The organism is Pseudomonas hormoni (assembly GCF_018502625.1).
Taxonomy (GTDB): Bacteria; Pseudomonadota; Gammaproteobacteria; order Pseudomonadales; family Pseudomonadaceae; genus Aquipseudomonas; species Aquipseudomonas hormoni.
Genome location: NZ_CP075566.1, coordinates 4622540 through 4644692, shown reverse-complemented (window position 1 = coordinate 4644692; position 22153 = coordinate 4622540). Strand labels below are relative to the sequence as shown.

Sequence of the window (22153 nt, the reverse complement as noted above, 5' to 3'; positions counted from 1 at the left end):
CATCCCTTGTGGGAGCGAGACCGGCTTGCCGGCGATGGCGGCGTGTCAGACGACTGTAATGTTGAATGTTGAGCCCTCATCGCGAGCAGGCTCGCTCCCACAGGAGGGGCGGGGTCAGGCAGCCTGCGAATAGAAATCCAGCACACTCACGCCCGTCAGCAAATCCGCCTCCGGTAAATCCGCATGTTGATGCCCGCCCAGTGCGCAATACACCAGCCAATGGCGATCCTGAACGTTGAAGGCAAGGCTGCCGACCAAGGCTTGTTGTTCGTCGCTTTGAGCGATGAGGTAGAGGCGATCCTGGTTTTCGGCGTGCAGCATGACGGTTTCCGTGTCGGTTTCGATGGGCCGAGAGACTGGCGCATGCAGATGACGAAGCCGTGACACAGGGCAGGAATCTGCCAGATGGTGAGTTATTTGTCGTAAAGCGGCGGGCACGAGGGGCGGCTTTCGGTAGAATCCGCGCCGCGGTCGTCGGTCCGGCGTTCGCCACACCTGTTTTGACTGAGGTTTGTGATGTCGCTGCATTTGATGACGCTGTTTACCGCCCATCCCGCCAAATTGATCAACCTGCTCGCCTTGCTGTTTGCCTTCCCGGGCAGCTGGTTGCTGCACGCTACGCGTCGCCGCGAACAACGCGCGCAGGCCAGTCTGGCAGCGCAGCGTCAGAGCCGTCCCAGTGAAGAGCCTGTACTGGATTGGGCGACCTTGCGCATGAACCGGTTTTTCTATCGCTTCGGCTTTGCCTGCCTGGGGTTGGCGTTGCTGGTGTCGTGGATCAGCACGCGGGTGTGAACTAGCACAAAACCTGTGGCGAGGGAGCTTGCTCCCGCTGGACTGCGCAGCAGTCCCCTTTCTTATTGACAAGAAGTGGAGCCGCTTTGCGGCCCAGCGGGAGCAAGCTCCCTCGCCACAGGGCGCCGTTGTCGTATCCGGGTTTAAAGCGGCAATCCCGCCTTGACCCGGTACTGATTGCGAACCGGCGTAGCGTATTGCAGCACCAAGAACGGCCGATGCTCTTGCGGGCAAGCGTCCAGGCGCTGTTGCCATTCTTCCTGGGCCTTCGCCAGTTCGTCGGCTGCAAACACTTCAGCCGCTTTCGGCACCTGCAACTGCGGATCGGCATCTTTCCACTGCGCGTAAGCCAGATAGTGCACCGGGAACAAGCGGTAGCCGCCGAGGATCTGCCTGTCCATTTCGATCGCCAATTGCTTGGTGTCTTCGTACAGCTCGGTGATCGGCGCGGCGAAGTTCACGTGGACACGGCCCTTGTAGCCGGTGATGCCCTTGGCGATGCTGACGTCGTCCTCGCCCGGCACTTTGGTGTAGCTGCCGGTGGTGGCGCGGATGAACAGCTCGCGCGCCTTGGCCTGGTCGCACGGGTCGTACTCGTAGCTGATCGACACCGGGGTGACGTTCAGCGAGCGGATGACTTCGCCGAACGGCTCATCCTTGCGGCTCATGTGGAACATCTTGAGGATCGCCGACTCGGTGCGGTCGTCGCCGTCCTTGGCCCGGCCTTCGGCCTGAGCGATCCAGATCGAGGCGCAATCGTTGCGGATCGAGTGGTTGATGTAGGCCGACAGCAGTTGATAAGCGGCCATTTTTTCCCGGCGACCGGTGATCGAACGGTGCACGATGAAGCTCTTGTTCAGGCGCATCAGGTCGCTGACGAAGGGTTTTTGCAGCAGGTTGTCGCCAATCGCGATGCGCGGTGTCGGCAGACCGGCGTGGTACACGGCATAGTTGACGAAGGCCGGGTCCATCACGATGTCGCGGTGGTTGGCGATGAACAGGTAGGCGCTGCCGGACTTGAACTGCTCCACGCCGGTGTACGTCACACCGTCGGTGGCGCGCTCGATGGTGTGGTCAACGTACACCTCGACTTTGTCCTGCAACGTGGCCACCGAATGGACACCGGCGAACTCACGGCGCAACCGATGGGCTATAAGGGGTTTGAGCATCCAGCCGAAGGCACCGGCATAACGCGGGAAGCGGAAGTGGATGAGGATATCTAGAAACGCCTTGTCGCCGAGCAGCCGGTTCAGTACCGCTGGGACTTCGCTGTCGTCGTAAGGTCGGATGGCATCGAATTCGCCCATCATGCTCTCTTGTTAGAAACGGCTAGGGTAAGTAAAGGTTTTGATCGAAAACCAACGGGGCACGGTCTGAAAAGGTAGCCAGACAAAAATAGCCCTGCAAATAGACCGGCGATTATACGCACAAGTCACCCGGGAGACCGCGATGCTGGAAACTGCGCAATATGAATGTCCGTATTGTGGTGAAGAGGTTGAGACGACGGTGGATCTGTCCGGCGGCGATCAGACCTATATCGAGGACTGTCAGGTGTGCTGTCGGCCGATAACGTTTGTGTTGCAGGTTGACGGAGAGGAATGGCATCTCGAAGTGTTCAGTGAAAACGAGTAAGGGGCATCTATGCAGCGAATCTATGAACCGGAAAACCTGATGGAAGGCGAGCTGCTGCAAGGCATGCTGGCCAGCGAGGGCATCGAGGCGCATCTGGTCGGGCGTGATTTGCTCGGTGGCAGCGGGGAGTTGCCCATCTTTGGTCTGCTGGGGTTGTCGGTCGATAATGACCAGGCCGAATACGCCCGTGAGTTGATCGCCGCGTACAATGCCGCGCTGCCGCTACCCGGCGATGAACCGGAAAGCTTTCCCGGCACGCTGGTCTGTTAGGCTGACGTTCGTTTTATCAAGAGTCGTGTTGCCCCATGTGTGGACGTTATGCCCTGTTTCGCTGGAACCCCGCCTTCGCGGCCCTGCCTGGCTTTCCCGCCGATCAGCAGGCCCAGTGGAATATTTCCCCAAACGATTCGGTGTTGATGCTGCGTGCCGTCGCTGACGGTCAGCGAGAGTTGGCCCGCGCGCGCTGGGGCTTGACGCCGCCGTGGCTGACCGATCTGTCCCGAACGCCGGCCCATGCCCGGGCCGAAACCGTGGCCGAGCAACCGATGTTCCGCCAAGCCCTGCGCGAGCGCCGGTGTCTGCTGCCGGCCAACGGTTTTTACGAATGGCGCGGCACGACGCGCAAGCGGCCTTACTGGCTGACGCCCGGGGAGGGTTCGACGCTGTTTTTTGCGGCGATCTGGGAAGCGTATCCGGTGCAGGAGCAGGTGTGGTTGAGCACGGCAGTGATCACGCAGCCGGCCGCGAGTCAGCGTCGGCCGTTGATTCTCGATGCGGCAGGGCAAGAGGCGTGGCTTGATCCCGAGACGCCTTTGCATGTGTTGCAGGGGTTGCTGGCCAGTGAGCCCGCTGCGTTGCGCGAGCGGGTGTTGGCGAATCTGGTGAATGATCCGAAGCTGAATGGGCCGGAGTGTTTGACCCCAGGTTGAGTGAAGTGATGTCTATGCTGACGCCTTCGCGGGCAAGCCTCGCTCCTACGGATTAGGTGATTTCCTGTAGGAGCGAGGCTTGCTCGCGATGGGGCCTCTGGATCAAACCTTGAACTGATTGATCAACCGCCGCTGCTGTTCAGCCAGCTTGGTCAGATCCGCACTCGCTGCGCTCGACTCATCCGCCCCACCGGCCACTTCATTGGCCACCTGCCCAATGTTGATCACGTTACGGTTGATGTCATCCGCCACCGCGCTCTGTTCCTCGGCCGCACTGGCAATCTGGGTGTTCATGTCGTTGATCACCGACACCGCCTGAGTGATCGCATCCAGCGCTTCGGCCGCTTTCGCCGCGTGTTGCACGCTTTCATCGGTACGGTTCTGGCTGTCCTCCATCACCCGCACCACATCGCGCGTGCCTTGTTGCAGCTGTTGGATCATGGTCTGGATTTCTTCAGTGGCCTTCTGGGTTTTCTGCGCCAGGTTGCGCACTTCATCGGCCACCACCGCAAAGCCACGGCCCTGTTCACCGGCACGTGCCGCTTCGATGGCCGCGTTCAAGGCCAGCAGGTTGGTCTGCTCGGCAATCCCGCGAATGGCCGTGAGAATCGCGTTGATGTTCTCGCTGTCCTTGGCCAGGGTTTGCACCACGCCCACAGCCTTGCCGATTTCCACCGCCAGCACACCGATCGAATTCGACGTGTCCCGCACGATCAGTTTGCCCTGAGCCGCCGCCTGATCCGCATGGCTGGCCGCTTGCGCCGCCTGGGTCGCGTTACGCGCCACGTCCTGAGCAGTGGCGGTCATTTCATGCACCGCTGTGGCGACCTGATCGATCTCGAGCATTTGTTTTTGCACGCCAATATTGGTGCGAATAGCGATGTCAGCGGTGTGTTCCGACGAATCGCTGACGCTCTGCACCGACGTCACGACCTGAGTGATCATCGCCTGCAACTTGGCGAGGAAGGTGTTGAAGCCTTTGGCGATTGAGCCCAGTTCGTCGGCGCGATCACTGGTCAGGCGGCGCGTCAGGTCGCCTTCGCCTTTGGCAATGTCGTCGAGCATGGCGACCATCTGTTTAAGCGGCCGGGCAATGCCGTGGCCCACCAGCCAGATCACCAGCAAGCCGATGCCGGCAATCAGCAGGCCGACCATGGCCATGCCGAAGGTGTCGGATTTGCGCTGTGTGCCGAGGTCGGCCTGGAGTTTTTGCAGGTCGGCCATCACCGCGTTCAGCGGCAGTTGCAGCATCAGGGTCCAGCGCGCATCGGTCTGGCCGATGCCGAATGGCAGGTACAACTCGATCCGCCCCTGGGTCTTGTCGACGGTGTAGGTCACTTCGCCGCGCTTGAGATTGGCCATGTTGGCGATCTGTTGGTTGTCGAGGATGTCGCTGACCTTCTCGCCGAATTTGCTCGGGTCCTTGGTGTAGGCCACGATCCGGCCATTGCCGCCGATCAGCGCCATGACACCCGAGCCGTTGTACAGCTTCTGGTTCGCGCCCAGGAGCATTTCCTGGATGAAGTTCACCGACAGGTCGGCGCCGACGATGCCCTGGAAGGCGCCGTCGAGCATGATCGGCTCAATAAAGGAGGCGAGCATGACGATCTTGTCACCGACCTTGTAGGGCGCCGGATCGATCACGCAGGATTTTTTGGTTTCTTTCGAGCACAGGTAGTACTCGCTGGCGCGCACGCCGGTGGACAGGGTTTTCTGGTCGTCGACGTCCACCAGTTTGTCCAGGCCCAGGCTGCCGTCTTCATTGCGGAACCACCATGGCAGGAAGCGGCCGTTAGCGGCGTCGATGCCCACCACCTTGGTGTCGACGTAGGCTGCGTCATTGTGGTCGAGGGCGTTTTTTTCCCAACCGATGTAGGTGCCGAGAATTTTCGGGTTTTTGGCGACGTTTTCCTTGATCAGGCTGATCAATTGCTCGCGGCTCAGGTTCAGTTGCGGCTGGCCATCGGCGCCCGGTGTGCCGATCAAGGCGTTGACCCGCACCAGCCCGCCGGCGATCAGCAGCGGCGCTTCGAGTTCACGCTGGATCTGGCTGACCTGGGTTTGCGCCAGGGACGTGAGGCGCTGTTCGATGACTTGCTCGAATTGCGCCTGGGTCCGCTCCTGAACCATGTCTTGGGTCCGGGCACCGGAAAACAGGGCATAAAGCACCAGCGCGGCGACTACGCTAAGAACGATGGCACCGGCGAGGGCCGCCACGGAAAACTGAATCGACTTGAATTTCATGGGTGCTCCGCACGCAAGAGGACATCTGCGCTGCTGTATCGGCAGGGGGGTCGAGGGCCATGAGCGAGGCAGGGTGAAATGGCTGTTTTGGAGTGGTAGATGTCGCAAATGAATCATTGCGGGCCGTTACTGGCCGCGGCGGGGAGGCTATGTGAATTTTTTCCTACGGCGATGGGAGCTTTATCCGAAATATGCGTCTGAATGTCTGTTGTATCTGGCGCCGATACATTTCCCCGCCTAGGATACCCGGCATGTTTTCAGGGAGTTTTTTGATGAACAAGCGATTGGTTTTGTGTGCTCTGAGCGCGGGTCTGTTGCTCGCCGGTTGTCAGTCGGTCAACACCACCAGCGGCGGTGCCGTTGGCGTGGAGCGCAAGCAGTACATGTTCAGCATGTTGTCCACGGACGAGGTCAACCAGATGTACGCCCAGTCTTACCAAAAGACGGTTGGCGAGGCGAGCAGCAAAGGTGTGCTGGACAAGACCAGCAACGATGCCAAGCGCATCCAGACGATCGCCAATCGACTGATTGCCCAGGCGCCGATTTTTCGTCCTGATTCGGCCCAGTGGAAATGGGAAGTCAACCTGATCAAGAGCGACGAACTCAACGCCAACTGCGGGCCTGGCGGCAAGATCATTTTCTACACCGGGCTGATTGACAGCCTGAAACTGACCGACGATGAAATCGCCGCGATCATGGGCCATGAAATCGCCCACGCCTTGCGCGAGCACGGTCGTGAAGCAATGTCCAAGGCCTACGGCATCGAAATGGCCAAGCAGGGCGCTGGTGCCTTGTTCGGCCTGGGCCAGGACAGCCTGGCGCTGGCAGACACCGTGGCCAACTATGGCATGACGTTGCCCAACAGCCGCTCCAACGAAAACGAGGCTGACCTGATCGGCCTGGAACTGGCAGCTCGCGCCGGTTACAACCCGAACGCCGCGATCACCCTGTGGAACAAGATGAGCAAGGCCTCGGAAGGTTCGCCACCGGAGTTCATGAGCACTCACCCGGCGTCGTCCAGTCGGATTGCTTCGTTGCAGGCGGCGATTCCGAAGGTGATGCCTCTGTACGAGAAAGCGCCGAAGTCCTGATAGATATGTGTTGATGCCGCTGTCGCCTTCGCGGGCAAGCCTCGCTCCTACAGACTTGCGCTGACCTGTAGGAGCGTGGCTTGCCCGCGAAGAACGATTACACGGTGTGACTAACCGAACGCGTCAAACCCACCCACTGCTCTGCATCGCCTTGTACACCGCGACAATCGCCAGGATGAAGAACGCCGAAGCCGCCAGGCGACGAATCAACGTCAAGGGCAATTTATCCGCCGCAAAGTTACCCGCCAGTACCACCGGCACGTTGGCAATCAACATGCCCACGGTGGTACCGATGATCACCAGCCACAATTCCGGGTATTGCGCGGCGAGCATCACGGTCGCGATCTGGGTCTTGTCGCCGATTTCCGCGAGGAAGAACGCAATCAACGTCGTCAGGAACGGCCCGAACTTGCGGGCGGTGCTGGCTTCGTCGTCATCCATCTTGTCCGGCACCAGGGTCCACAACGCCGTCGCGGTGAAGCTCGCGGCGAGAATCCAGTGCAACATCGCATCCGAGAAGAAACTTCCGACCCAGGCGCCTACCGCACCGGCTGCCGCGTGGTTGGCCAGGGTGGCGGCGACGATGCCGGCGATGATCGGCCATGGTTTGCGAAAACGGGCAGCGAGAATGAGCGCGAGCAGTTGCGTCTTGTCGCCGATTTCGGCCAAGGCAACGATTGCGGTGGGAACGAGAAGTGAATCCAGCATCAGGGTTTTCCTAAGGGGCGGGTCGACACGGCTATGACACGTACAGCCTTCCCGCCCCGGGTAAGGTGTTCGTGTCATAGGTCTTGTCAAACCCTGGCGATCCGTCTGATGCGGACGCTTGGGTCGCATACGCCATGGTCTGAGGACCAAGTATGTTGACGTATGCCGGACGAGCATGGCGCTCGTGGGAGACTACTCCCCTAGGACGGAGCGGATTCTGCCTAGGCAAATCCGATTGGGCAAGTACAAATTTCTAACCGCGTTTGGCCCGGTAGATTCTGAAACCCTGTCCTTCGGCCTTGATCGCACACACGCCAAGGTGCTCTTCGATCAATGGCTGATATTTCAGGAAGCTGTTCGCGACCAGGCGCAGTTCACCACCATTTTTCAGATGTTTGGCTGCTTTTCGCAGCAAGTTCTCGGTAGCGAAATAGTCTGTGTGTACGCCGACATGGAACGGCGGGTTGCTCAGGATCGCGCTCAAACCCATCGGCGCCGCATCGATGCCGTCACCGGTAATCACCTCGGCTTCCAGACCGTTGGCAGCCAAGGTCAAGCGACTGCTGGCGGCCGCAAAAGCATCCACGTCGAGCAGCGTGACCTGGTTGTGCGGATAACGACGTTTGACCGCCGCGCCCAACACGCCCGCGCCGCAGCCGAAATCCAGCAAATGACCGCTCGGCAATTTGTCCAGATGTTCAAGCAACAATGCACTGCCGCGATCCAGGCGACCGTGGCTGAACACGCCCGGCAGGCTGATGACTTTCAACGGACCTTCGGCCAGCGGCAACTCATAAGTCTGAGCCAGGCTTTCCAGCGATTTGGCCACTGGCGCATCGGCCACGGTGACCTGCCAGAGCTGGCAATGACGCGCGCTGTCGAGCTTGCGCGGTTTGCCGAACGGGTTCAGTTGCTTGGCCGCGCCTTCGATGCCGCTGCGTTTTTCACCCACCAGATACAGCTCGCGACCGGCCAGGCGCGAGGCGAGGGCGTTGAGGATGTAGTCGGTAAGGTCCTTGGATTTGGGCAGAAACACCACTGCGGTATCGAATTCGCGCTCGGGCGCGGTCACGCCGAAGTGGCTGCGCTCGGCGAAGCGAGCGTCCAGCGCGGCCTGGTCGCCGGCGTGCCAGCACCAGCCATGGGCGTCGGGCAGGCGGCCCAGCAAATCATCGGCGGGCAAACCGGCCAGCAATACCGAACCCTGGAATAACTCGGCCTGACGAAGCAGTACTTCACTGCGCGGATCCATACTCTGCTCCCTGAAAAAAAAGTGCCGCAGTTTATCAACTGACGACCCGCAGCGCCTTACCGCTGAAGTATCCCTGAGCGTTTTCGGTCAATTGGCCAACGATCCGCTGCCGCGCCTCGCGACTGCCCCAGGCGTTGTGCGGTGTGACGATCAAGCGTGGAATGTCGGCGGCGAGTAACGGGTTGCCGACGGTCGGCGGTTCGACGCTCAACACGTCTGTGGCGGCGCCGCCCAGGTGGCCGTTGCGCAAGGCATCGGCCAGTGCTTGTTCGTCGATCAAGCCACCACGGGCGGTGTTGACTACAAAGGCACCCGGTTTCATCGAAGCCAGTTCGCGAGCGCCGATGAAGTGACGAGTGTGGTCGTTGAGCGGGCAGTGCAGGGTCAGTGCATCGATCTGCGGCAGCAACTCATCCAGCGGCAAACGGTCTGGCCGGGCAGGGCGCCCCGGAATCTGCCCGAGCAGCACGCGCATGCCGAAGGCTTCAGCCAGTCGTGCGACCGCGCCCCCCAGCTCACCGTGACCGAACAAGCCCAGGGTTTTGCCTTCCAGTTCGACGATCGGGTAGTCCAGCAGGCAGAACTGTTTCGCTTGTTGCCAGCGACCTTCGCCGACCGCTTTCTGATAATCGGCGAGGCGCGTCGCCAGGTTGAGCAGCAACATGATCGTGTGCTGCGCCACCGACGGCGTGCCGTAACCCTGGCAGTTGCAGACGGTAACGCCGTGGGCGCGGGCGGCGGCGAGATCGACGTTGTTGGTGCCGGTGGCGGTGATCAGGATCAGCTTCAGCTCGGGGCTGGCGGCAATGGCCGCGGCGTCGATCTGGATTTTGTTGCTGATGGCGACGGTCGCGCCTTTGAGGCGTTCGATCACCTGATCCGGAGTGGTCTGCGCGAACAGCTGCAATTCGTCGAAGCAATCACGCAATGGGTTGAGGTCGAGGTCGCCGAGGTCCAGCGAGGGATGGTCGAGGAAAACGGCGCGGCGAGGGTTCGTCATCAACTGTACCTTTTGTGCATTGAATTGAAGGCGTAATCTGCCGAGCCTACCAGATAGAAACAAATGGTTACTTACTGGCTGGTCTGGCACAAAGCCTGTGGCGAGGGAGCTTGCTCCCGCTCGGTTGCGAAGCAGCCGTAAGCCGTAAGCCGAATGACGCAGTGCGCCTGACAAAACGCGGTCGCCTGGTTCGGGGCCGCTGCACAGCCCAGCGGGAGCAAGCTCCCTCGCCACAAAAATGAAGATGGCAAAAAGGTGAGTTCACCTTGAAATTTTTTATTGATCGGCCTGCCCCATAGGAGCCCCCATGTACTGGACAGAGTTCTTGACCGTTGCCCTCATCCATTTGCTGGCCGTGGCCAGCCCCGGCCCGGACTTTGCCGTGGTGGTGCGTGAGAGCGTGACCCACGGTCGTCGCGCCGGCACCTGGACCGCGCTGGGCGTCGGCACGGCAATTTTCCTGCACGTCGGCTATTCGCTGCTCGGCATCGGCCTGATCGTGTCCCAGTCGATCGTGCTGTTCAACGCATTGAAATGGGCCGCCGCCGCTTACCTGCTGTACATCGGCTTCAAGGCCCTGCGTGCGCAACCGGCCAAACCGGTGGCTGACGACCTGCACAAGGAAGCCGGCGAGCGTACGGCTCGCGGCGCTTTCACATCGGGTTTCGTGACCAACGGTCTGAACCCGAAAGCCACGCTGTTCTTCCTGTCGTTGTTCACCGTGGTGATCAATCCGCACACACCGCTGGCAGTGCAAGCGGGTTACGGGATTTACCTCGCAGCGGCGACCGCTGTCTGGTTCTGCCTGGTGGCGATGCTGTTCAGTCAGCAACGCGTGCGCGCCGGTTTCGCCCGCATGGGCCACTGGTTCGACCGGACCATGGGCGCGGTGCTGATCGCCATCGGCGTGAAACTCGCGTTCACCGAGATGCATTGATCATGTAGGAGCCGGCTTGCTGGCGATGGCATCGCTGCGGTCTGTCAGATAGACCTTGGCGTTCCTGTCGCCTGCAAGCCGACTCCTGCAGGTCTGGATGGCAGTTGAATGCTGGCGCAACGCTAGCATTTGCTGAATGTTGCAAATCATTCCTTCGGCTGATTTGGTTGTCATGGAAGGGCACTAGAGTGCTTACTTTCAGTCACGACCGTGCAGTCAGAAAAGGGATTCTTATGTTGCAGACTCGCGTTATCCCCCCAGCCGAAGGCGCTTACCAGTATCCGTTGCTGATTAAACGGCTGCTGATGTCTGGCGCGCGCTATGAGAAAACCCGCGAGATCATCTACCGCGACCAGTTGCGCTACAGCTATCCGACCCTGATCGAACGGGTCGCACGCCTGGCCAACGTACTGACGGCAGCCGGCGTCAAGGCCGGCGATACCGTGGCGGTGATGGACTGGGACAGCCATCGTTATCTGGAATGCATGTTTGCCATCCCGATGATCGGCGCGGTGATCCACACCATCAACGTGCGCCTGTCGCCGGAACAGATCCTCTACACCATGAACCACGCCGAGGACCGCTTCGTGCTGGTCAACAGCGAGTTCGTCGGGCTGTACAACGCGATTGCCGGTCACCTGACCACGGTGGAAAAAACCCTGCTGCTGACCGATCTGCCGGAAAAAACCGCCGACTTGCCGAACCTCGTCGGCGAGTACGAGCAATTGCTGGCGGCCGCGAGCACGCAGTACGACTTCCAGGACTTCGACGAGAACTCGGTCGCGACCACGTTCTACACCACCGGCACCACCGGCAATCCCAAAGGCGTGTATTTCACCCACCGGCAACTGGTGCTGCACACCATGGGCGTGTCGACCATCATGGGCGCCATCGACAGCGTGCGGCTCTTGGGTACCAACGACGTGTACATGCCGATCACCCCGATGTTCCATGTGCACGCCTGGGGGTTGCCGTATGTGGCGACGATGCTCGGGCTCAAGCAGGTTTATCCGGGGCGCTACGATCCGGAATATCTGGTGGAGCTGTGGCGCAAGGAAAAGGTCACCTTTTCGCACTGCGTACCGACCATCCTGCAAATGGTCCTCAACGCCAAGGCTGCGCAAGGCACTGATTTCGCTGGCTGGAAAATCGTGATCGGTGGCAGTGCGTTGAATCGTGCGTTGTACGAAGCTGCCAAGGCCAAGGGCATTCAGTTGACCGCCGCTTACGGCATGTCGGAAACCGGGCCGCTGGTTTCCTGCGCGCACCTCAACGACGAGCTGATGGCCGGTACCGAAGACGAACGCACCACGTATCGAATCAAGGCCGGCGTGCCGGGGCCGTTGGTGGAGGCGGCGATCGTCGACACCGACGGCAACTTCCTGCCCGCCGATGGCGAGACCCAGGGCGAACTGGTGCTGCGCGCGCCGTGGCTCACCGAAGGTTATTTCAATGAGCCGCAGAAGGGCGCCGAGCTCTGGGCCGGCGGCTGGCTGCACACCGGAGACGTGGCGACACTGGACGGTATGGGCGTGATCGATATTCGCGACCGGATCAAGGACGTGATCAAGACCGGCGGTGAATGGATTTCCTCCCTGGACCTCGAAGACCTGATCAGTCGCCATGCAGCGGTACGCGAAGTAGCAGTGGTGGGGATTGCCGATCCGCAGTGGGGCGAGCGTCCGTTTGCCTTGCTGGTGATCCGCGAGGGCCATGCAATCGGGGCCAAAGAACTCAAGGAACACCTCAAGCCGTTTGTGGAGTTGGGGCACCTGAGCAAGTGGGCCATCCCGAGCCAGATCGCCCTTGTTACTGAAATTCCCAAGACCAGCGTCGGCAAGCTCGACAAGAAGCGCATTCGCGTCGACATCACCGAGTGGCAAGCCAACAACAGCACCTTCCTCTCGACGCTTTAAGCGTCTTCCGGCGTGCCCGAAAAGGCACGCCAGCCCCACCAAGCAAGCGCTTGGCTTGTCAAATCCGAATTTTCAGCCATCCTTCCCGTGCCGACAGGTGTCGGTCTGGCGAAAGGACTGTTCCAGAGTGGCTGGCAGCTGCAAATCACACTTTAGAGGGATCAAGCAGTACTACCTGCTGGCTATAGTCCGCTCAAGGATTTTTAAGAACGGGGCAAACGCACAAAACGGGGCGATGCAACTTTGGAGTGACTTCGGGAAGCCTTGGCTCCCGGTCAGCCACAGCGTTTTTAAAAGTACTCACTGCCATAACAATAATGCACATGGAGTAGCGTCGATGACATCAGTAAACCAGTTCTGGCGCCGGGCTAAACTGCCCCTGGCTGTCAGTCTTGCCTCTACGCTCGCCGGGCCCGCATTCGGCGTCAGTTTCAACGTTGGTGAAATCGAAGGTCAGTTCGACTCATCCCTGTCGATCGGTGCCAGTTGGTCTACCGAGAGTGCCAACAAGAACCTCATCGGCGTCAACAACGGCGGTCGCGGCCTGTCCCAGACCTCTGATGACGGTCACTTGAACTTCAAGAGCGGGGAAACCTTCTCGAAGATCTTCAAAGGCATCCATGACCTTGAATTGAAATATGGCGACACCGGCGTCTTCGTCCGGGGCAAATACTGGTATGACTTCGAACTCCAGGACGAAAGCCGTCCGTTCAAGGACATCAGCAACGACAACCGCAAGGAAGGCGCCAAGTCTTCCGGCGGGCAGATCCTCGACGCCTTCGTCTACCACAACTACTCGATTGCCGATCAGCCGGGTTCCGTGCGTCTGGGCAAGCAGGTAGTGAGCTGGGGTGAAAGTACCTTCATCGGCGGCGGCATCAACTCGATCAACCCGATCGACGTTTCCGCGTTTCGCCGTCCAGGTGCCGAGATCAAGGAAGGCCTGATCCCGGTCAACATGTTCTACGTGTCCCAGAGCCTGACCGAGAACCTTTCCACGGAAGCGTTCTATCAACTGGAATGGGACCAGACCGTTACCGACAACTGCGGCACGTTCTTCTCGCAACCGGACGTGATCTCGGATGGCTGCGACCAGAACCTGGCCGTGCTGCGGACCCGTAATGGGATCAACAGCTCTCTGGGGGCATTGCCGCCCGGGGCGCGTAACGCTGTCATCAACACCCTGGCCGCCCGTGGCGTGAACTGGGGCAACCCGGATGAGGGTGCCATCGTTCGTCGTGGTCCGGATCGTGACGCGCGTGACAGCGGCCAGTTCGGCGTGTCCTTCAAGTACATGTTCGAGCCGCTGGACACCGAATTCGGCGCCTATTTCATGAACTACCACAGCCGTGCGCCGATTTTCAGTGGAAAGGGGGCTCCGGCGAGTGCCTATAACGCGCAGGCACTGGGTGGTGCTCTCGGCGGCGCACTGATTGGCGCGGGCATTCCGCCCGGCCAGGTTGGTGCCATCGTGGGTGGCGCGAACGGGCTGGCGGCGCAAACCCTGCCATTGGTGGTAGCGGCTAACTCCAGCTACTTCGTCGAGTACCCGGAAGACATTCGCCTGTATGGCCTGAGCTTCTCCACCACGTTGCCTACCGGTACCGCGTGGAGTGGTGAATTCAGCTACCGTCCGAACGCACCGGTACAACTCAACACCACCGACATCCTCTTTTCCGGCCTGACGCCACTGAACCCTAACGTTTCCGTGCTGCAAGGTCGTCCAGGCGAGGATCAACATGGCTATCGCCGCAAGGAAGTGAGCCAGCTGCAGACGACCTTCACGCACTTCTTCGACCAAGTGATGGGCGCTGAGCGACTGACCCTGGTGGGCGAGGTGGGCTGGACCCACGTCGGCGGCCTGGAAAGCACCTCGAAAGCACGTTACGGCCGTGACCCGAGCTACGGCCCTGGCCCATTGCCAGGCGGTCAGTGCCAGGCATTGAACGCCAGCACCCTGGGAGCAGGCGGACCACAAAACAACGTCAATCGCTACTGTGAAAACGATGGCTTCACTACCACAGACTCCTGGGGTTATCGCGCTCGTGCCATCTGGGACTACAACAGCGTATTCGCCGGTGTAAACCTCAAGCCGAACATTGCCTGGTCCCATGACGTGGACGGTTACTCGCCAGGCCCTGGCGGCAACTTCGAGGAAGGTCGCAAGGCGGTCAGCCTGGGTCTCGACGCCGAGTACCAGAACACCTACACCGCTTCCCTGGCGTACACCAACTTCTTTGACGGCAAGTACACCACCGTGGATGACCGCGACTTCGTTGCGCTCAGCTTCGGCGTGAACTTCTAAGCACTGCATTTTCAGGACGAACACACCTATGAAAACAACAAAGAGTCTGTTCCACGCTGGATTTCTGGGGCTTACGCTGCTGGCGACCAGCGTCATGGCAGCGGTCCCTGCGGCCGAAGCGGACAAGCTGGGCAAGAGCCTGACGCCGATGGGCGCCGAGATGGCCGGCAATGCCGACGGTTCGATTCCGGCCTGGAAGCCGTTGCCGAAAAACGCAGGCGCTGTCGACAGCAAAGGTTTCCTGTCCGACCCGTACGCCAGTGAAAAACCGCTGTTCACCATCACGGCGCAGAACGTCGACCAGTACAAGGACAAGCTTGCTCCGGGCCAGTACGCGATGTTCAAGCGCTACCCGGAAACCTTCAAGATGCCGGTCTACCCGTCCCATCGCGGCGCGACCGTGCCGGATGACGTGTTCGCTGCCATCAAGAAAAACGCCACTGCCACGGAGTTGGTATCCGGCGGCAACGGGTTGAAGAATTTCGAGACAGCCGTACCGTTCCCGATTCCAAAGACCGGCATTGAGGTTATCTGGAACCACATCACCCGCTATCGCGGTGGCAGCGTGACCCGTCTGGTGACCCAGGCCACGCCGCAGCCGAACGGCTCGTACAGCCTGGTGTACTTCCAGGACCAGTTCGTATTCCGCGACAAGATGAAGGATTACGATCCGGCGAACCCGGGCAACATCCTGTTTTACTTCAAGCAGGAAGTGACCGCGCCGGCACGTCTGGCCGGTGGTGTGCTGCTGGTGCACGAAACCCTCGATCAGGTGGCGGAACCGCGTTCGGCGTGGGTCTACAACGCTGGTCAGCGTCGCGTGCGCCGTGCCCCGCAAGTGTCCTATGACGGGCCGGGTACTGCGGCGGACGGCTTGCGTACCTCCGACAACCTGGACATGTACAACGGTGCACCGGATCGTTACGACTGGAAGCTCGAAGGCAAGAAAGAGATGTACATCGCCTCCGACAGCTACAAGCTCGACGATCCGAAGCTGAAGTACAGCGACATCATCAAGGCCGGTCACATCAACCAGGACCTGGCTCGTTACGAGCTGCGTCGGGTTTGGCATGTCGTGGCAACCCTGAAGGAAGGTCAGCGTCACATCTACGCCAAGCGTGACTTCTACATCGACGAAGACACCTGGCAAGCAGCGGTGATCGATCACTACGACGGTCGTAACCAACTGTGGCGTGTGGCAGAAGCTCACTCCCAGAACTACTACAACGTTCAGGTGCCGTGGTACACCCTGGAAACCCTGTACGACCTGCAGTCCGGCCGTTACTTGGCTCTCGGTATGAAGAACGAAGAGAAATCGGCGTATAACTTCGGTTTCACTGCCACTACCAGCGACTTCACACCGGCGGCATTGCGTCAGTCCGGGGTTCGTTAACCTGAACTGAACTGAGGCCGCATCCTCGAAAAAAGCCCCGACTGGTTCGGGGCTTTTTTTTGCGCGTAGACTTTTTGTAGCCATTTGTAGCAATAACCTTCAATACCTCTTCGTTTACCGCTAGTCTGCGGACATCTGCAACGCCGCCAACAGCAATTCAAACAAGAGCCGGCCATGACTGATCTGTCCCCACTCCCGGGCCCTGCAAGCGTTGCCGTCGCGACACTGGACGGTCGTTTCTTTCGGCCACCGCTGCCTGACGGGCACGTGCTGCGGCCTCGTTTGTGCGAGCGCCTGAGTGCCGGTCTCGGTGGCAGGCTGTTGCTGGTCAGCGCACCGGCGGGGTTCGGCAAGAGTTCGCTGGCAGTTGAGTTTTGTCAGGGGCTGCCCGCTCACTGGCAAAGTCTGTGGCTGGGGTTGAGTCCGCGAGACAACGACCCCGGTCGTTTTCTCGAGCGGTTGCTCGAAGGCCTCCAGGACTTTTTTCCGCAGTTGGGCAGGCAGTCCCTGGGCCTGTTGAAAATGCGTCAGCGGCATCAGCCGTTTGCCTTCGAAGAATGGCTGGACGGTTTGCTCGACGAGTTGGCCGTGCATTTGTTGCCGACGGCACCACTGCTGCTGGTACTCGATGACTACCATCTGGCCCAGGGCCCGGTGCTCGATCGTTGCCTGCAATTTTTCCTCAATCATCTTCCTGACGGCTTGCTGGTGATGGTCACCAGTCGCCAGCGTCCAGACTGGCATCTGGCACGTCTGCGCCTGTCGCGGCAATTGCTCGAGTTGCATGAGCAGGATCTGCGCCTGACACACGACGAAGCCTTGACCCTGCTCGATCGACACAGCACGTCCTTGCGCGGCGAAGCGCTGGAGAGCCTGATCCAGCGCAGCGAGGGCTGGGTCGCTGGCTTGCGTTTCTGGTTGCTGGCGGCTTCCGAGGCCGGCTCCGAGGGCGCATTGCCGCAATCCTTGCATGGCGGTGAAGGGCTGATTCGCGATTACCTGCTCGAAGAAGTCATCGATTGCCTGCCCGCCGAGGTGCAGTCATTTCTGTATGACACAGCGCCTCAGGAGCGTTTTTGCAGCGAGTTGTGCGACGCTGTTCGCGAGGCGCATGACAGTGCCGAAATCCTGAGTTTTCTGCTCGCGCATCAGGTGTTCCTGGTGCCGCTGGACGAACACGGTCACTGGTATCGTTATCATCATCTGTTTTCCGACCTGCTGCGTACCCGGCCTACCCGTCAGGCAATGGTGCCGGCGGCCAGCCTGCACCTGCGCGCCTGTCGCTGGTTCAATGCTCAGGGCCTGCTCGATGAAGCAGTGGAGCAGGCGTTGCGCGCCGGGCACCTGGACGTGGCGGCCAACCTGGTACAGAACCTTTCCGAAGAACAACTGCTGGCAGAACAGAACGTCGGCATGTTGCTGCGCTGGAAAATGGACTTGCCCGACAGCCTGCTGATCAGCACGCCACGCTTGATCGTGCTCTACAGCTGGGCGCTGGGGCTGGCCTGTCAGCTGGATGCCGCCGAAGAGCTGGCCAGTCACCTGAGCCGCTTCCTGCCGGCGCCGTCGGCCACTGCGCAGAAGTCCATGCTGGCGCAATGGCTGGCCTTGAGTGGCATCATCGCCCGCGGTCGCGGCAATCGCGAGTTGACGCTGCTGTATTGCACCGAAGCGCTGGAGAGTCTTCCGTCCAAGCGTTACGGCCAGCGCCTGATGTGCCTCTCAACCCTGTCCAACCTGGCCATTGCCGACGGCGACTTATGGCGGGCACGTGGCCTGAACCGTGATTCTCTGGAGCTGGCGCAACGGGTGGGCAATCCATTGTTCGAAGCGCTGGCCCATTACGATCGCGCCCGGGTATTGCAGGCGCGAGGGGAGATTCTGCGTTCGCTGGATGAAGTTCGCCAGGGGCTGCAACGCCTGCAAGGATTGTCGCCGCAACGGCTCTATGCCGTACGCGCCCGGCTGACCTTGTACGAGGGGTTTCTGCTGGCCTTGCGTCTGCAACCGCAGACGGCGCGGGTGCGCTTGCAGGCGGGGTTGACTGAAGCCCGCGCCTGTCGCGACATCAGCGTATTGATCGGCCATTGCGTGATCGCCAGGCTCGAAGGCAGCAGCGGCGAATATGCCAAGGCGTTTGCTGAACTCGCCGAAGCCGAACGGCTGATGCACATCTGGGACGTACCGCCGATCTACTATCTGGCGATGATCACCCTGGTCAAATGCGAACTCTGGCTGGCTCAGGGGCGTACCGATCTGGCGGAGGCCTGGCTCGCGCGACTGGGTCAGACCTACAACGGCGAACAGCCGGCAGCGCCCCCGGAATTCCATCCGCAACTGCCGCTGCATATCGAGTTGCAACAGGCCTTGCTGGAGGTCATTCAGGCGCAGCCGATGCTGGCCGAGGGACGCTTGAATGCGTTGCTCGAGCATGGTCAGCAAACCGGTCGGCAGTTGCTCAGTGTGATGGCCCTGACGCAGAAAACCGAACTGCTCCTTGCGCACAACCGTGAGCCTGAAGCCCGGCAAACCTTCGCTCAGTCCCTGGAAGCGGCCAGTGGCGGCGCGCTGCAGCCTTTTGATGGCTTGTTGAGCAAATACCCCGACTGGCTTCGCGAGCAACTGCAGAACTGCGCGAAAGCAGTGGTTTCGCAGAGCCTTTCAGAACGGCTCCCCCTTGTCGCTGCGCGCATTGCCCCGGAGCCCTCACAAGCCTGCGAACAGCTCAGCTCCCGCGAACTGTCGGTTCTGAAACTCATTGCCCAAGGCTGCTCGAACCAGGAAATCAGCGACCAGCTGTTTATTTCCCTGCACACGGTTAAAACCCATGCCAGCCACATCAACAGCAAGCTCGGGGTTGAGCGGCGCACGCAGGCGGTGGCACGGGCGAAGGCGTTGGGTGTTTTGGGCTGACGTCGTTTGTCGATACACATGGCGGTAAAGGGCGGGATGCCAATGTGTGCGAAAATCCCCCGTCCCTGTTTATCGAGCATGCCCCGATGTCCCAGAAACCGACCCTCATCCGCGAAACCTTCCCCGTTGGCCCTTTGCAGTGCAACTGCACGATCATCGGCGATCCGGTCACGAAAAAGGCCATCGTGGTCGATCCGGGCGGCAATCACGAGCTGATCCTGGCTCGGCTGGACGCCCTGGGCTTGAAGGTGGTCAGCATCATTCACACCCACGCGCACCTGGATCATTTCCTGGCCTCCGGTCAGTTGAAGGAAAAAACCGGCGCGACCTTGCACCTGCACAAGGAAGATCAGTTCCTCTGGGACAATCTGGAGATGCAATGCCAGATGTTCGGTGTGCCTTATACCCCGGTTCCATCCCCCGATCGCTGGTTGGCCGATGATGAAGAACTGGCCTGCGGTTGCGGCGTGGCATTGCACACGCCTGGTCATACGCCGGGTTCCATGAGCTTCTGGTTTTCCGAAGCTAAGCTGCTGATTGCCGGTGACACTCTGTTTCGTCGCGGGGTGGGGCGCACGGATTTGTGGGGTGGCGATCAGGCGACCATCGTGCGTTCGATCAAGCAGCGTCTGTATACCCTTGATGAAGATGCGACAGTGGTGACTGGGCACGGGCCGGACACGCGTCTGGGTGATGAAATGCGCGACAACCCTTTTGTGCGGGCTTAACGGTTACCGATGGAATTTTCGTCGCCCGCAATGATCCAACGCCCGCTAAGGCCGATGCCTTGTTCCGTTGCACCATAGAATGCAGAAAGTAGGAGCTCTTCATGTTCACCAAGCAGCGTTTGATTATTGTCGCTACGGCTGTGGCCTTGCTGTCAGGCTGCGCCTCGCCTAACCCTTACGACAACCAGGGCCAGGCCGACGGTGGTTCCACAGGCATGAGCAAAACCGCGAAATACGGTGGCCTTGGCGCTCTGGCCGGCGCACTCGCAGGTGCTGCCATTGGCCACGACAACCGAGGCAAGGGTGCGCTGATCGGTGCCGCCGTGGTGGGGGCTTCCGCTGCCGGTTACGGTTACTACGCCGACCAGCAAGAGAAAAAGCTGCGCGCCAGCATGGCCAATACCGGCGTCGAAGTGCAGCGTCAGGGCGATCAGATCAAGCTGATCATGCCGGGCAACATCACGTTCGCCACCGATTCGGCGAACATCGCTTCAAGCTTCTATCAGCCGCTGAACAACCTGGCAGGCTCGCTCAAGGAGTTCAGCCAGAACCAGATCGAGATCGTCGGCTACACCGACAGCACCGGCAGCCGTCAGCACAACATGGACCTGTCCCAGCGTCGGGCTCAGAGCGTGGCGACTTACCTGACTTCCCAGGGTGTGAGTGGTACCAACCTGTCGGCGCGCGGTGCCGGCCCGGATAACCCGGTTGCCAGCAATGGTGACGTCAATGGCCGGGCGCAGAACCGTCGGGTCGAGGTCAACCTCAAGGCGATTCCGGGCCAGCAGTATGGCGGCCAGCAGCAGGGTACGGTTCAGCAGTATCCCTAACCGTCTGACTGAACCCCAGGCGTAAAAAAACCGTCCGATCCTCAACAGATCGGGCGGTTTTTTTGTATCGCCAGTTCTGGCCCCTTCGCGGGCAAGCCCGCTCCCACAGGGATTTGTGTATGACCAATATCTTGTGATCGACATAGAACCCTGTGGGAGCGGGCTTGCCCGCGAAGAGGCCAGAACAAGCGATGAAAACTTCAGAACTGAAAAAGCCCCCGGACAATCACTCATCCGGGGGCTTTTTCATGTCGCGCGAAACCTGATTACTTCTTCAGGCCGTAATGCTCATCAAGCATGCCCGGCGCGTTTGGGGCTTTTGGAGCGTAGTCGCGAGGCGGTTCCTGATTGCGCGGCGGCGTCAGGCGCTCCCGTGGGGCTGCTGCTGCGTCGGCGTGCAGCGAGGCCAGCAGGCGTTGGCGGGTCTGCTCGTCCAGGGCCAGGCGGTTGGCGCCCTCGGCGAGATGATCCTGCACTTCCTGATAGCTCTGAGTCAGTTTCTTGACCAGGGTTGCAGTGCTGTTGAAGTGGGTGACCACCTCGTTCTGATAACTGTCGAAACGTTCCTGAATGTCATCCAGCTGACGTTGTGTGCTGCTCGGCGCGGCGTTCGGCACCAGGCGAGCGATCAGGAATCCAACGGCGACACCCACAACCAGGGCAAGAGTCGGCAACAACCAAACTAAGAGCGAGTGTTCCACGAGTCCTTCCTCTATAAACGGCTTTGCTTTACGTTAACGGCTCGAACCTGCGCTGTATACCGCGATTCACTCGCAATACATCGGCACAGACAATTTGCTAGACGAGTCGACCCGATTCGAGGTCACGGAGTTCCTTCCTTGCTTATGCGCGAAACCCCTGTAGTGATTGATGGCCCGGTCGGTCAACTGGAAGCACTTTACCTGAACAACGAAGCGCCTCGCGGCATCGCGCTGATCTGCCACCCGAACCCGGTGCAGGGCGGCACCATGCTCAACAAAGTGGTCTCGACCCTGCAGCGCACCGCGCGCGATGCCGGTTTGATTACCTTGCGTTTCAATTACCGTGGTGTCGGTGCCAGCGAAGGTTCGCACGATATGGGCACCGGTGAAGTCGACGATGCTCAAGCGGCGGCCGCATGGTTGCGGGCGCAACATCCTGATTTGCCGCTGACGCTGTTCGGTTTCTCCTTCGGCGGATTTGTTGCAGCCAGTCTCGGCGGGCGCCTGGAAACGAAGGGCGAACAACTCAAGCATTTGTTCATGGTCGCGCCAGCGGTGATGCGCCTCGGCGATGAAGACCCACTGCCGCAGCAGGGCGAGCTGACACTGATCCAGCCGGAAACCGACGAAGTCATCGACCCGCAAGCCGTCTACGACTGGTCCTCGAAACTCGAGCGCCCCCATGAGCTGCTTAAAGTGGCAGAATGCGGACACTTTTTTCATGGCAAGCTGACCGATCTCAAGGATCTGATCCTGCCGCGTCTTTCGAATTGATTGCA

General features: G+C 60.1%; 20 protein-coding genes and 1 riboswitch. Of the genes, 13 read left to right on the top strand and 7 right to left on the bottom strand.

Annotation, left to right across the window (positions count from 1 at the left end):
• Positions 1 to 114 precede the first annotated feature (114 nt).
• Complete coding sequence (locus KJF94_RS21580) at positions 115 to 321, bottom strand: hypothetical protein (RefSeq protein WP_214378627.1); 207 nt, start codon at positions 319 to 321, stop codon at positions 115 to 117.
• A gap of 195 nt (positions 322 to 516) precedes the next feature.
• Between KJF94_RS21580 and KJF94_RS21575 the strand changes: the two genes are divergently transcribed.
• Positions 517 to 795, top strand: coding sequence for a hypothetical protein (locus tag KJF94_RS21575; RefSeq protein WP_017340724.1), 279 nt, complete (start codon positions 517 to 519; stop codon positions 793 to 795).
• 143 nt (positions 796 to 938) lie between these two features.
• Here KJF94_RS21575 and KJF94_RS21570 read toward each other — a convergent pair whose 3' ends face one another.
• On the bottom strand, positions 939 to 2102 hold the full coding sequence (locus KJF94_RS21570; RefSeq protein ID WP_214384928.1) for a 1-acyl-sn-glycerol-3-phosphate acyltransferase: 1164 nt from the start codon (positions 2100 to 2102) through the stop codon (positions 939 to 941).
• 142 nt (positions 2103 to 2244) lie between these two features.
• Here KJF94_RS21570 and KJF94_RS21565 point away from each other — a divergent pair, with 142 nt between their 5' ends.
• From KJF94_RS21565 to KJF94_RS21555, 3 genes are read left to right on the top strand one after another with little or no spacing between them, the layout of a single operon-like run.
• Positions 2245 to 2427: a CPXCG motif-containing cysteine-rich protein gene (locus KJF94_RS21565; protein ID WP_214378625.1), complete on the top strand. Its 183-nt coding sequence runs from the start codon at positions 2245 to 2247 to the stop codon at positions 2425 to 2427.
• A gap of 9 nt (positions 2428 to 2436) precedes the next feature.
• Positions 2437 to 2697 (top strand): putative signal transducing protein, encoded by a 261-nt coding sequence (locus KJF94_RS21560; RefSeq protein ID WP_031319115.1) that lies wholly within the window; start codon positions 2437 to 2439, stop codon positions 2695 to 2697.
• A gap of 35 nt (positions 2698 to 2732) precedes the next feature.
• On the top strand, positions 2733 to 3356 hold the full coding sequence (locus tag KJF94_RS21555) for an SOS response-associated peptidase (RefSeq protein WP_214378623.1): 624 nt from the start codon (positions 2733 to 2735) through the stop codon (positions 3354 to 3356).
• A gap of 102 nt (positions 3357 to 3458) precedes the next feature.
• Here the strand turns inward: KJF94_RS21555 and KJF94_RS21550 are convergent, their stop codons facing one another.
• Positions 3459 to 5600 carry a methyl-accepting chemotaxis protein gene (locus tag KJF94_RS21550; protein WP_214378621.1) on the bottom strand — a complete coding sequence of 714 codons (2142 nt, stop codon included), beginning with the start codon at positions 5598 to 5600 and terminating at the stop codon, positions 3459 to 3461.
• Between the two features lie 272 nt (positions 5601 to 5872).
• Here KJF94_RS21550 and KJF94_RS21545 point away from each other — a divergent pair, with 272 nt between their 5' ends.
• Entirely contained in the window at positions 5873 to 6691 is an 819-nt protein-coding gene (locus KJF94_RS21545; RefSeq protein WP_214378620.1) for a M48 family metallopeptidase, read from the top strand.
• 123 nt (positions 6692 to 6814) lie between these two features.
• On the opposite strand, the gene KJF94_RS21540 is transcribed toward KJF94_RS21545, so the two are convergent.
• The 3 genes from KJF94_RS21540 to KJF94_RS21530 form a co-directional block, all read right to left on the bottom strand.
• Positions 6815 to 7399 carry a TMEM165/GDT1 family protein gene (locus KJF94_RS21540; RefSeq protein WP_214378618.1) on the bottom strand — a complete coding sequence of 195 codons (585 nt, stop codon included), beginning with the start codon at positions 7397 to 7399 and terminating at the stop codon, positions 6815 to 6817.
• Positions 7400 to 7487: 88 nt separating this feature from the next.
• Positions 7488 to 7613, bottom strand: a riboswitch (yybP-ykoY riboswitch).
• 39 nt (positions 7614 to 7652) lie between these two features.
• Positions 7653 to 8651 (bottom strand): methyltransferase, encoded by a 999-nt coding sequence (locus tag KJF94_RS21535; protein ID WP_214378616.1) that lies wholly within the window; start codon positions 8649 to 8651, stop codon positions 7653 to 7655.
• Between the two features lie 34 nt (positions 8652 to 8685).
• Positions 8686 to 9651, bottom strand: coding sequence for a 2-hydroxyacid dehydrogenase (locus KJF94_RS21530; protein ID WP_214378614.1), 966 nt, complete (start codon positions 9649 to 9651; stop codon positions 8686 to 8688).
• 307 nt (positions 9652 to 9958) lie between these two features.
• On the opposite strand from KJF94_RS21530, the gene KJF94_RS21525 reads away from it, so the two are divergent.
• The 7 genes from KJF94_RS21525 (at position 9959) to KJF94_RS21495 (ending at position 20673) form a co-directional block, all read left to right on the top strand.
• Positions 9959 to 10588 carry a LysE family translocator gene (locus tag KJF94_RS21525; RefSeq protein WP_214378612.1) on the top strand — a complete coding sequence of 210 codons (630 nt, stop codon included), beginning with the start codon at positions 9959 to 9961 and terminating at the stop codon, positions 10586 to 10588.
• A gap of 233 nt (positions 10589 to 10821) precedes the next feature.
• Positions 10822 to 12504 (top strand): fatty acid--CoA ligase, encoded by a 1683-nt coding sequence (locus KJF94_RS21520; protein ID WP_214378610.1) that lies wholly within the window; start codon positions 10822 to 10824, stop codon positions 12502 to 12504.
• Positions 12505 to 12841: 337 nt separating this feature from the next.
• Positions 12842 to 14809 (top strand): DUF1302 domain-containing protein, encoded by a 1968-nt coding sequence (locus tag KJF94_RS21515; RefSeq protein ID WP_214378592.1) that lies wholly within the window; start codon positions 12842 to 12844, stop codon positions 14807 to 14809.
• Between the two features lie 28 nt (positions 14810 to 14837).
• Positions 14838 to 16202: a DUF1329 domain-containing protein gene (locus KJF94_RS21510; RefSeq protein WP_017340712.1), complete on the top strand. Its 1365-nt coding sequence runs from the start codon at positions 14838 to 14840 to the stop codon at positions 16200 to 16202.
• Between the two features lie 174 nt (positions 16203 to 16376).
• Positions 16377 to 19115 (top strand): winged helix-turn-helix domain-containing protein, encoded by a 2739-nt coding sequence (locus tag KJF94_RS21505; RefSeq protein WP_214378590.1) that lies wholly within the window; start codon positions 16377 to 16379, stop codon positions 19113 to 19115.
• An 86-nt stretch (positions 19116 to 19201) separates the two neighbouring features.
• On the top strand, positions 19202 to 19843 hold the full coding sequence (locus tag KJF94_RS21500) for an MBL fold metallo-hydrolase (RefSeq protein WP_214378588.1): 642 nt from the start codon (positions 19202 to 19204) through the stop codon (positions 19841 to 19843).
• A 101-nt stretch (positions 19844 to 19944) separates the two neighbouring features.
• Complete coding sequence (locus KJF94_RS21495; protein ID WP_214378586.1) at positions 19945 to 20673, top strand: YiaD family glycine zipper/OmpA-like lipoprotein; 729 nt, start codon at positions 19945 to 19947, stop codon at positions 20671 to 20673.
• A 266-nt stretch (positions 20674 to 20939) separates the two neighbouring features.
• Here KJF94_RS21495 and KJF94_RS21490 read toward each other — a convergent pair whose 3' ends face one another.
• Complete coding sequence (locus tag KJF94_RS21490; RefSeq protein WP_214378584.1) at positions 20940 to 21374, bottom strand: Z-ring associated ZapG family protein; 435 nt, start codon at positions 21372 to 21374, stop codon at positions 20940 to 20942.
• A 144-nt stretch (positions 21375 to 21518) separates the two neighbouring features.
• On the opposite strand from KJF94_RS21490, the gene KJF94_RS21485 reads away from it, so the two are divergent.
• A complete protein-coding gene (locus KJF94_RS21485; protein WP_214378582.1) occupies positions 21519 to 22148 on the top strand; it encodes an alpha/beta hydrolase in 630 nt (209 codons plus the stop codon).
• Positions 22149 to 22153 lie beyond the last annotated feature (5 nt).

Bases quoted from the DNA above. Each gene is read 5' to 3' on its own strand.
- KJF94_RS21580 (WP_214378627.1), bottom strand. From the start codon at position 321: ATGCTGCACGCCGAAAACCAGGATCGCCTCTACCTCATCGCTCAAAGC.
- KJF94_RS21575 (WP_017340724.1), top strand. From the start codon at position 517: ATGTCGCTGCATTTGATGACGCTGTTTACCGCCCATCCCGCCAAATTG.
- KJF94_RS21570 (WP_214384928.1), bottom strand. From the start codon at position 2,102: ATGGGCGAATTCGATGCCATCCGACCTTACGACGACAGCGAAGTCCCA.
- KJF94_RS21565 (WP_214378625.1), top strand. From the start codon at position 2,245: ATGCTGGAAACTGCGCAATATGAATGTCCGTATTGTGGTGAAGAGGTT.
- KJF94_RS21560 (WP_031319115.1), top strand. From the start codon at position 2,437: ATGCAGCGAATCTATGAACCGGAAAACCTGATGGAAGGCGAGCTGCTG.
- KJF94_RS21555 (WP_214378623.1), top strand. From the start codon at position 2,733: ATGTGTGGACGTTATGCCCTGTTTCGCTGGAACCCCGCCTTCGCGGCC.
- KJF94_RS21550 (WP_214378621.1), bottom strand. From the start codon at position 5,600: ATGAAATTCAAGTCGATTCAGTTTTCCGTGGCGGCCCTCGCCGGTGCC.
- KJF94_RS21545 (WP_214378620.1), top strand. From the start codon at position 5,873: ATGAACAAGCGATTGGTTTTGTGTGCTCTGAGCGCGGGTCTGTTGCTC.
- KJF94_RS21540 (WP_214378618.1), bottom strand. From the start codon at position 7,399: ATGCTGGATTCACTTCTCGTTCCCACCGCAATCGTTGCCTTGGCCGAA.
- KJF94_RS21535 (WP_214378616.1), bottom strand. From the start codon at position 8,651: ATGGATCCGCGCAGTGAAGTACTGCTTCGTCAGGCCGAGTTATTCCAG.
- KJF94_RS21530 (WP_214378614.1), bottom strand. From the start codon at position 9,651: ATGACGAACCCTCGCCGCGCCGTTTTCCTCGACCATCCCTCGCTGGAC.
- KJF94_RS21525 (WP_214378612.1), top strand. From the start codon at position 9,959: ATGTACTGGACAGAGTTCTTGACCGTTGCCCTCATCCATTTGCTGGCC.
- KJF94_RS21520 (WP_214378610.1), top strand. From the start codon at position 10,822: ATGTTGCAGACTCGCGTTATCCCCCCAGCCGAAGGCGCTTACCAGTAT.
- KJF94_RS21515 (WP_214378592.1), top strand. From the start codon at position 12,842: ATGACATCAGTAAACCAGTTCTGGCGCCGGGCTAAACTGCCCCTGGCT.
- KJF94_RS21510 (WP_017340712.1), top strand. From the start codon at position 14,838: ATGAAAACAACAAAGAGTCTGTTCCACGCTGGATTTCTGGGGCTTACG.
- KJF94_RS21505 (WP_214378590.1), top strand. From the start codon at position 16,377: ATGACTGATCTGTCCCCACTCCCGGGCCCTGCAAGCGTTGCCGTCGCG.
- KJF94_RS21500 (WP_214378588.1), top strand. From the start codon at position 19,202: ATGTCCCAGAAACCGACCCTCATCCGCGAAACCTTCCCCGTTGGCCCT.
- KJF94_RS21495 (WP_214378586.1), top strand. From the start codon at position 19,945: ATGTTCACCAAGCAGCGTTTGATTATTGTCGCTACGGCTGTGGCCTTG.
- KJF94_RS21485 (WP_214378582.1), top strand. From the start codon at position 21,519: ATGCGCGAAACCCCTGTAGTGATTGATGGCCCGGTCGGTCAACTGGAA.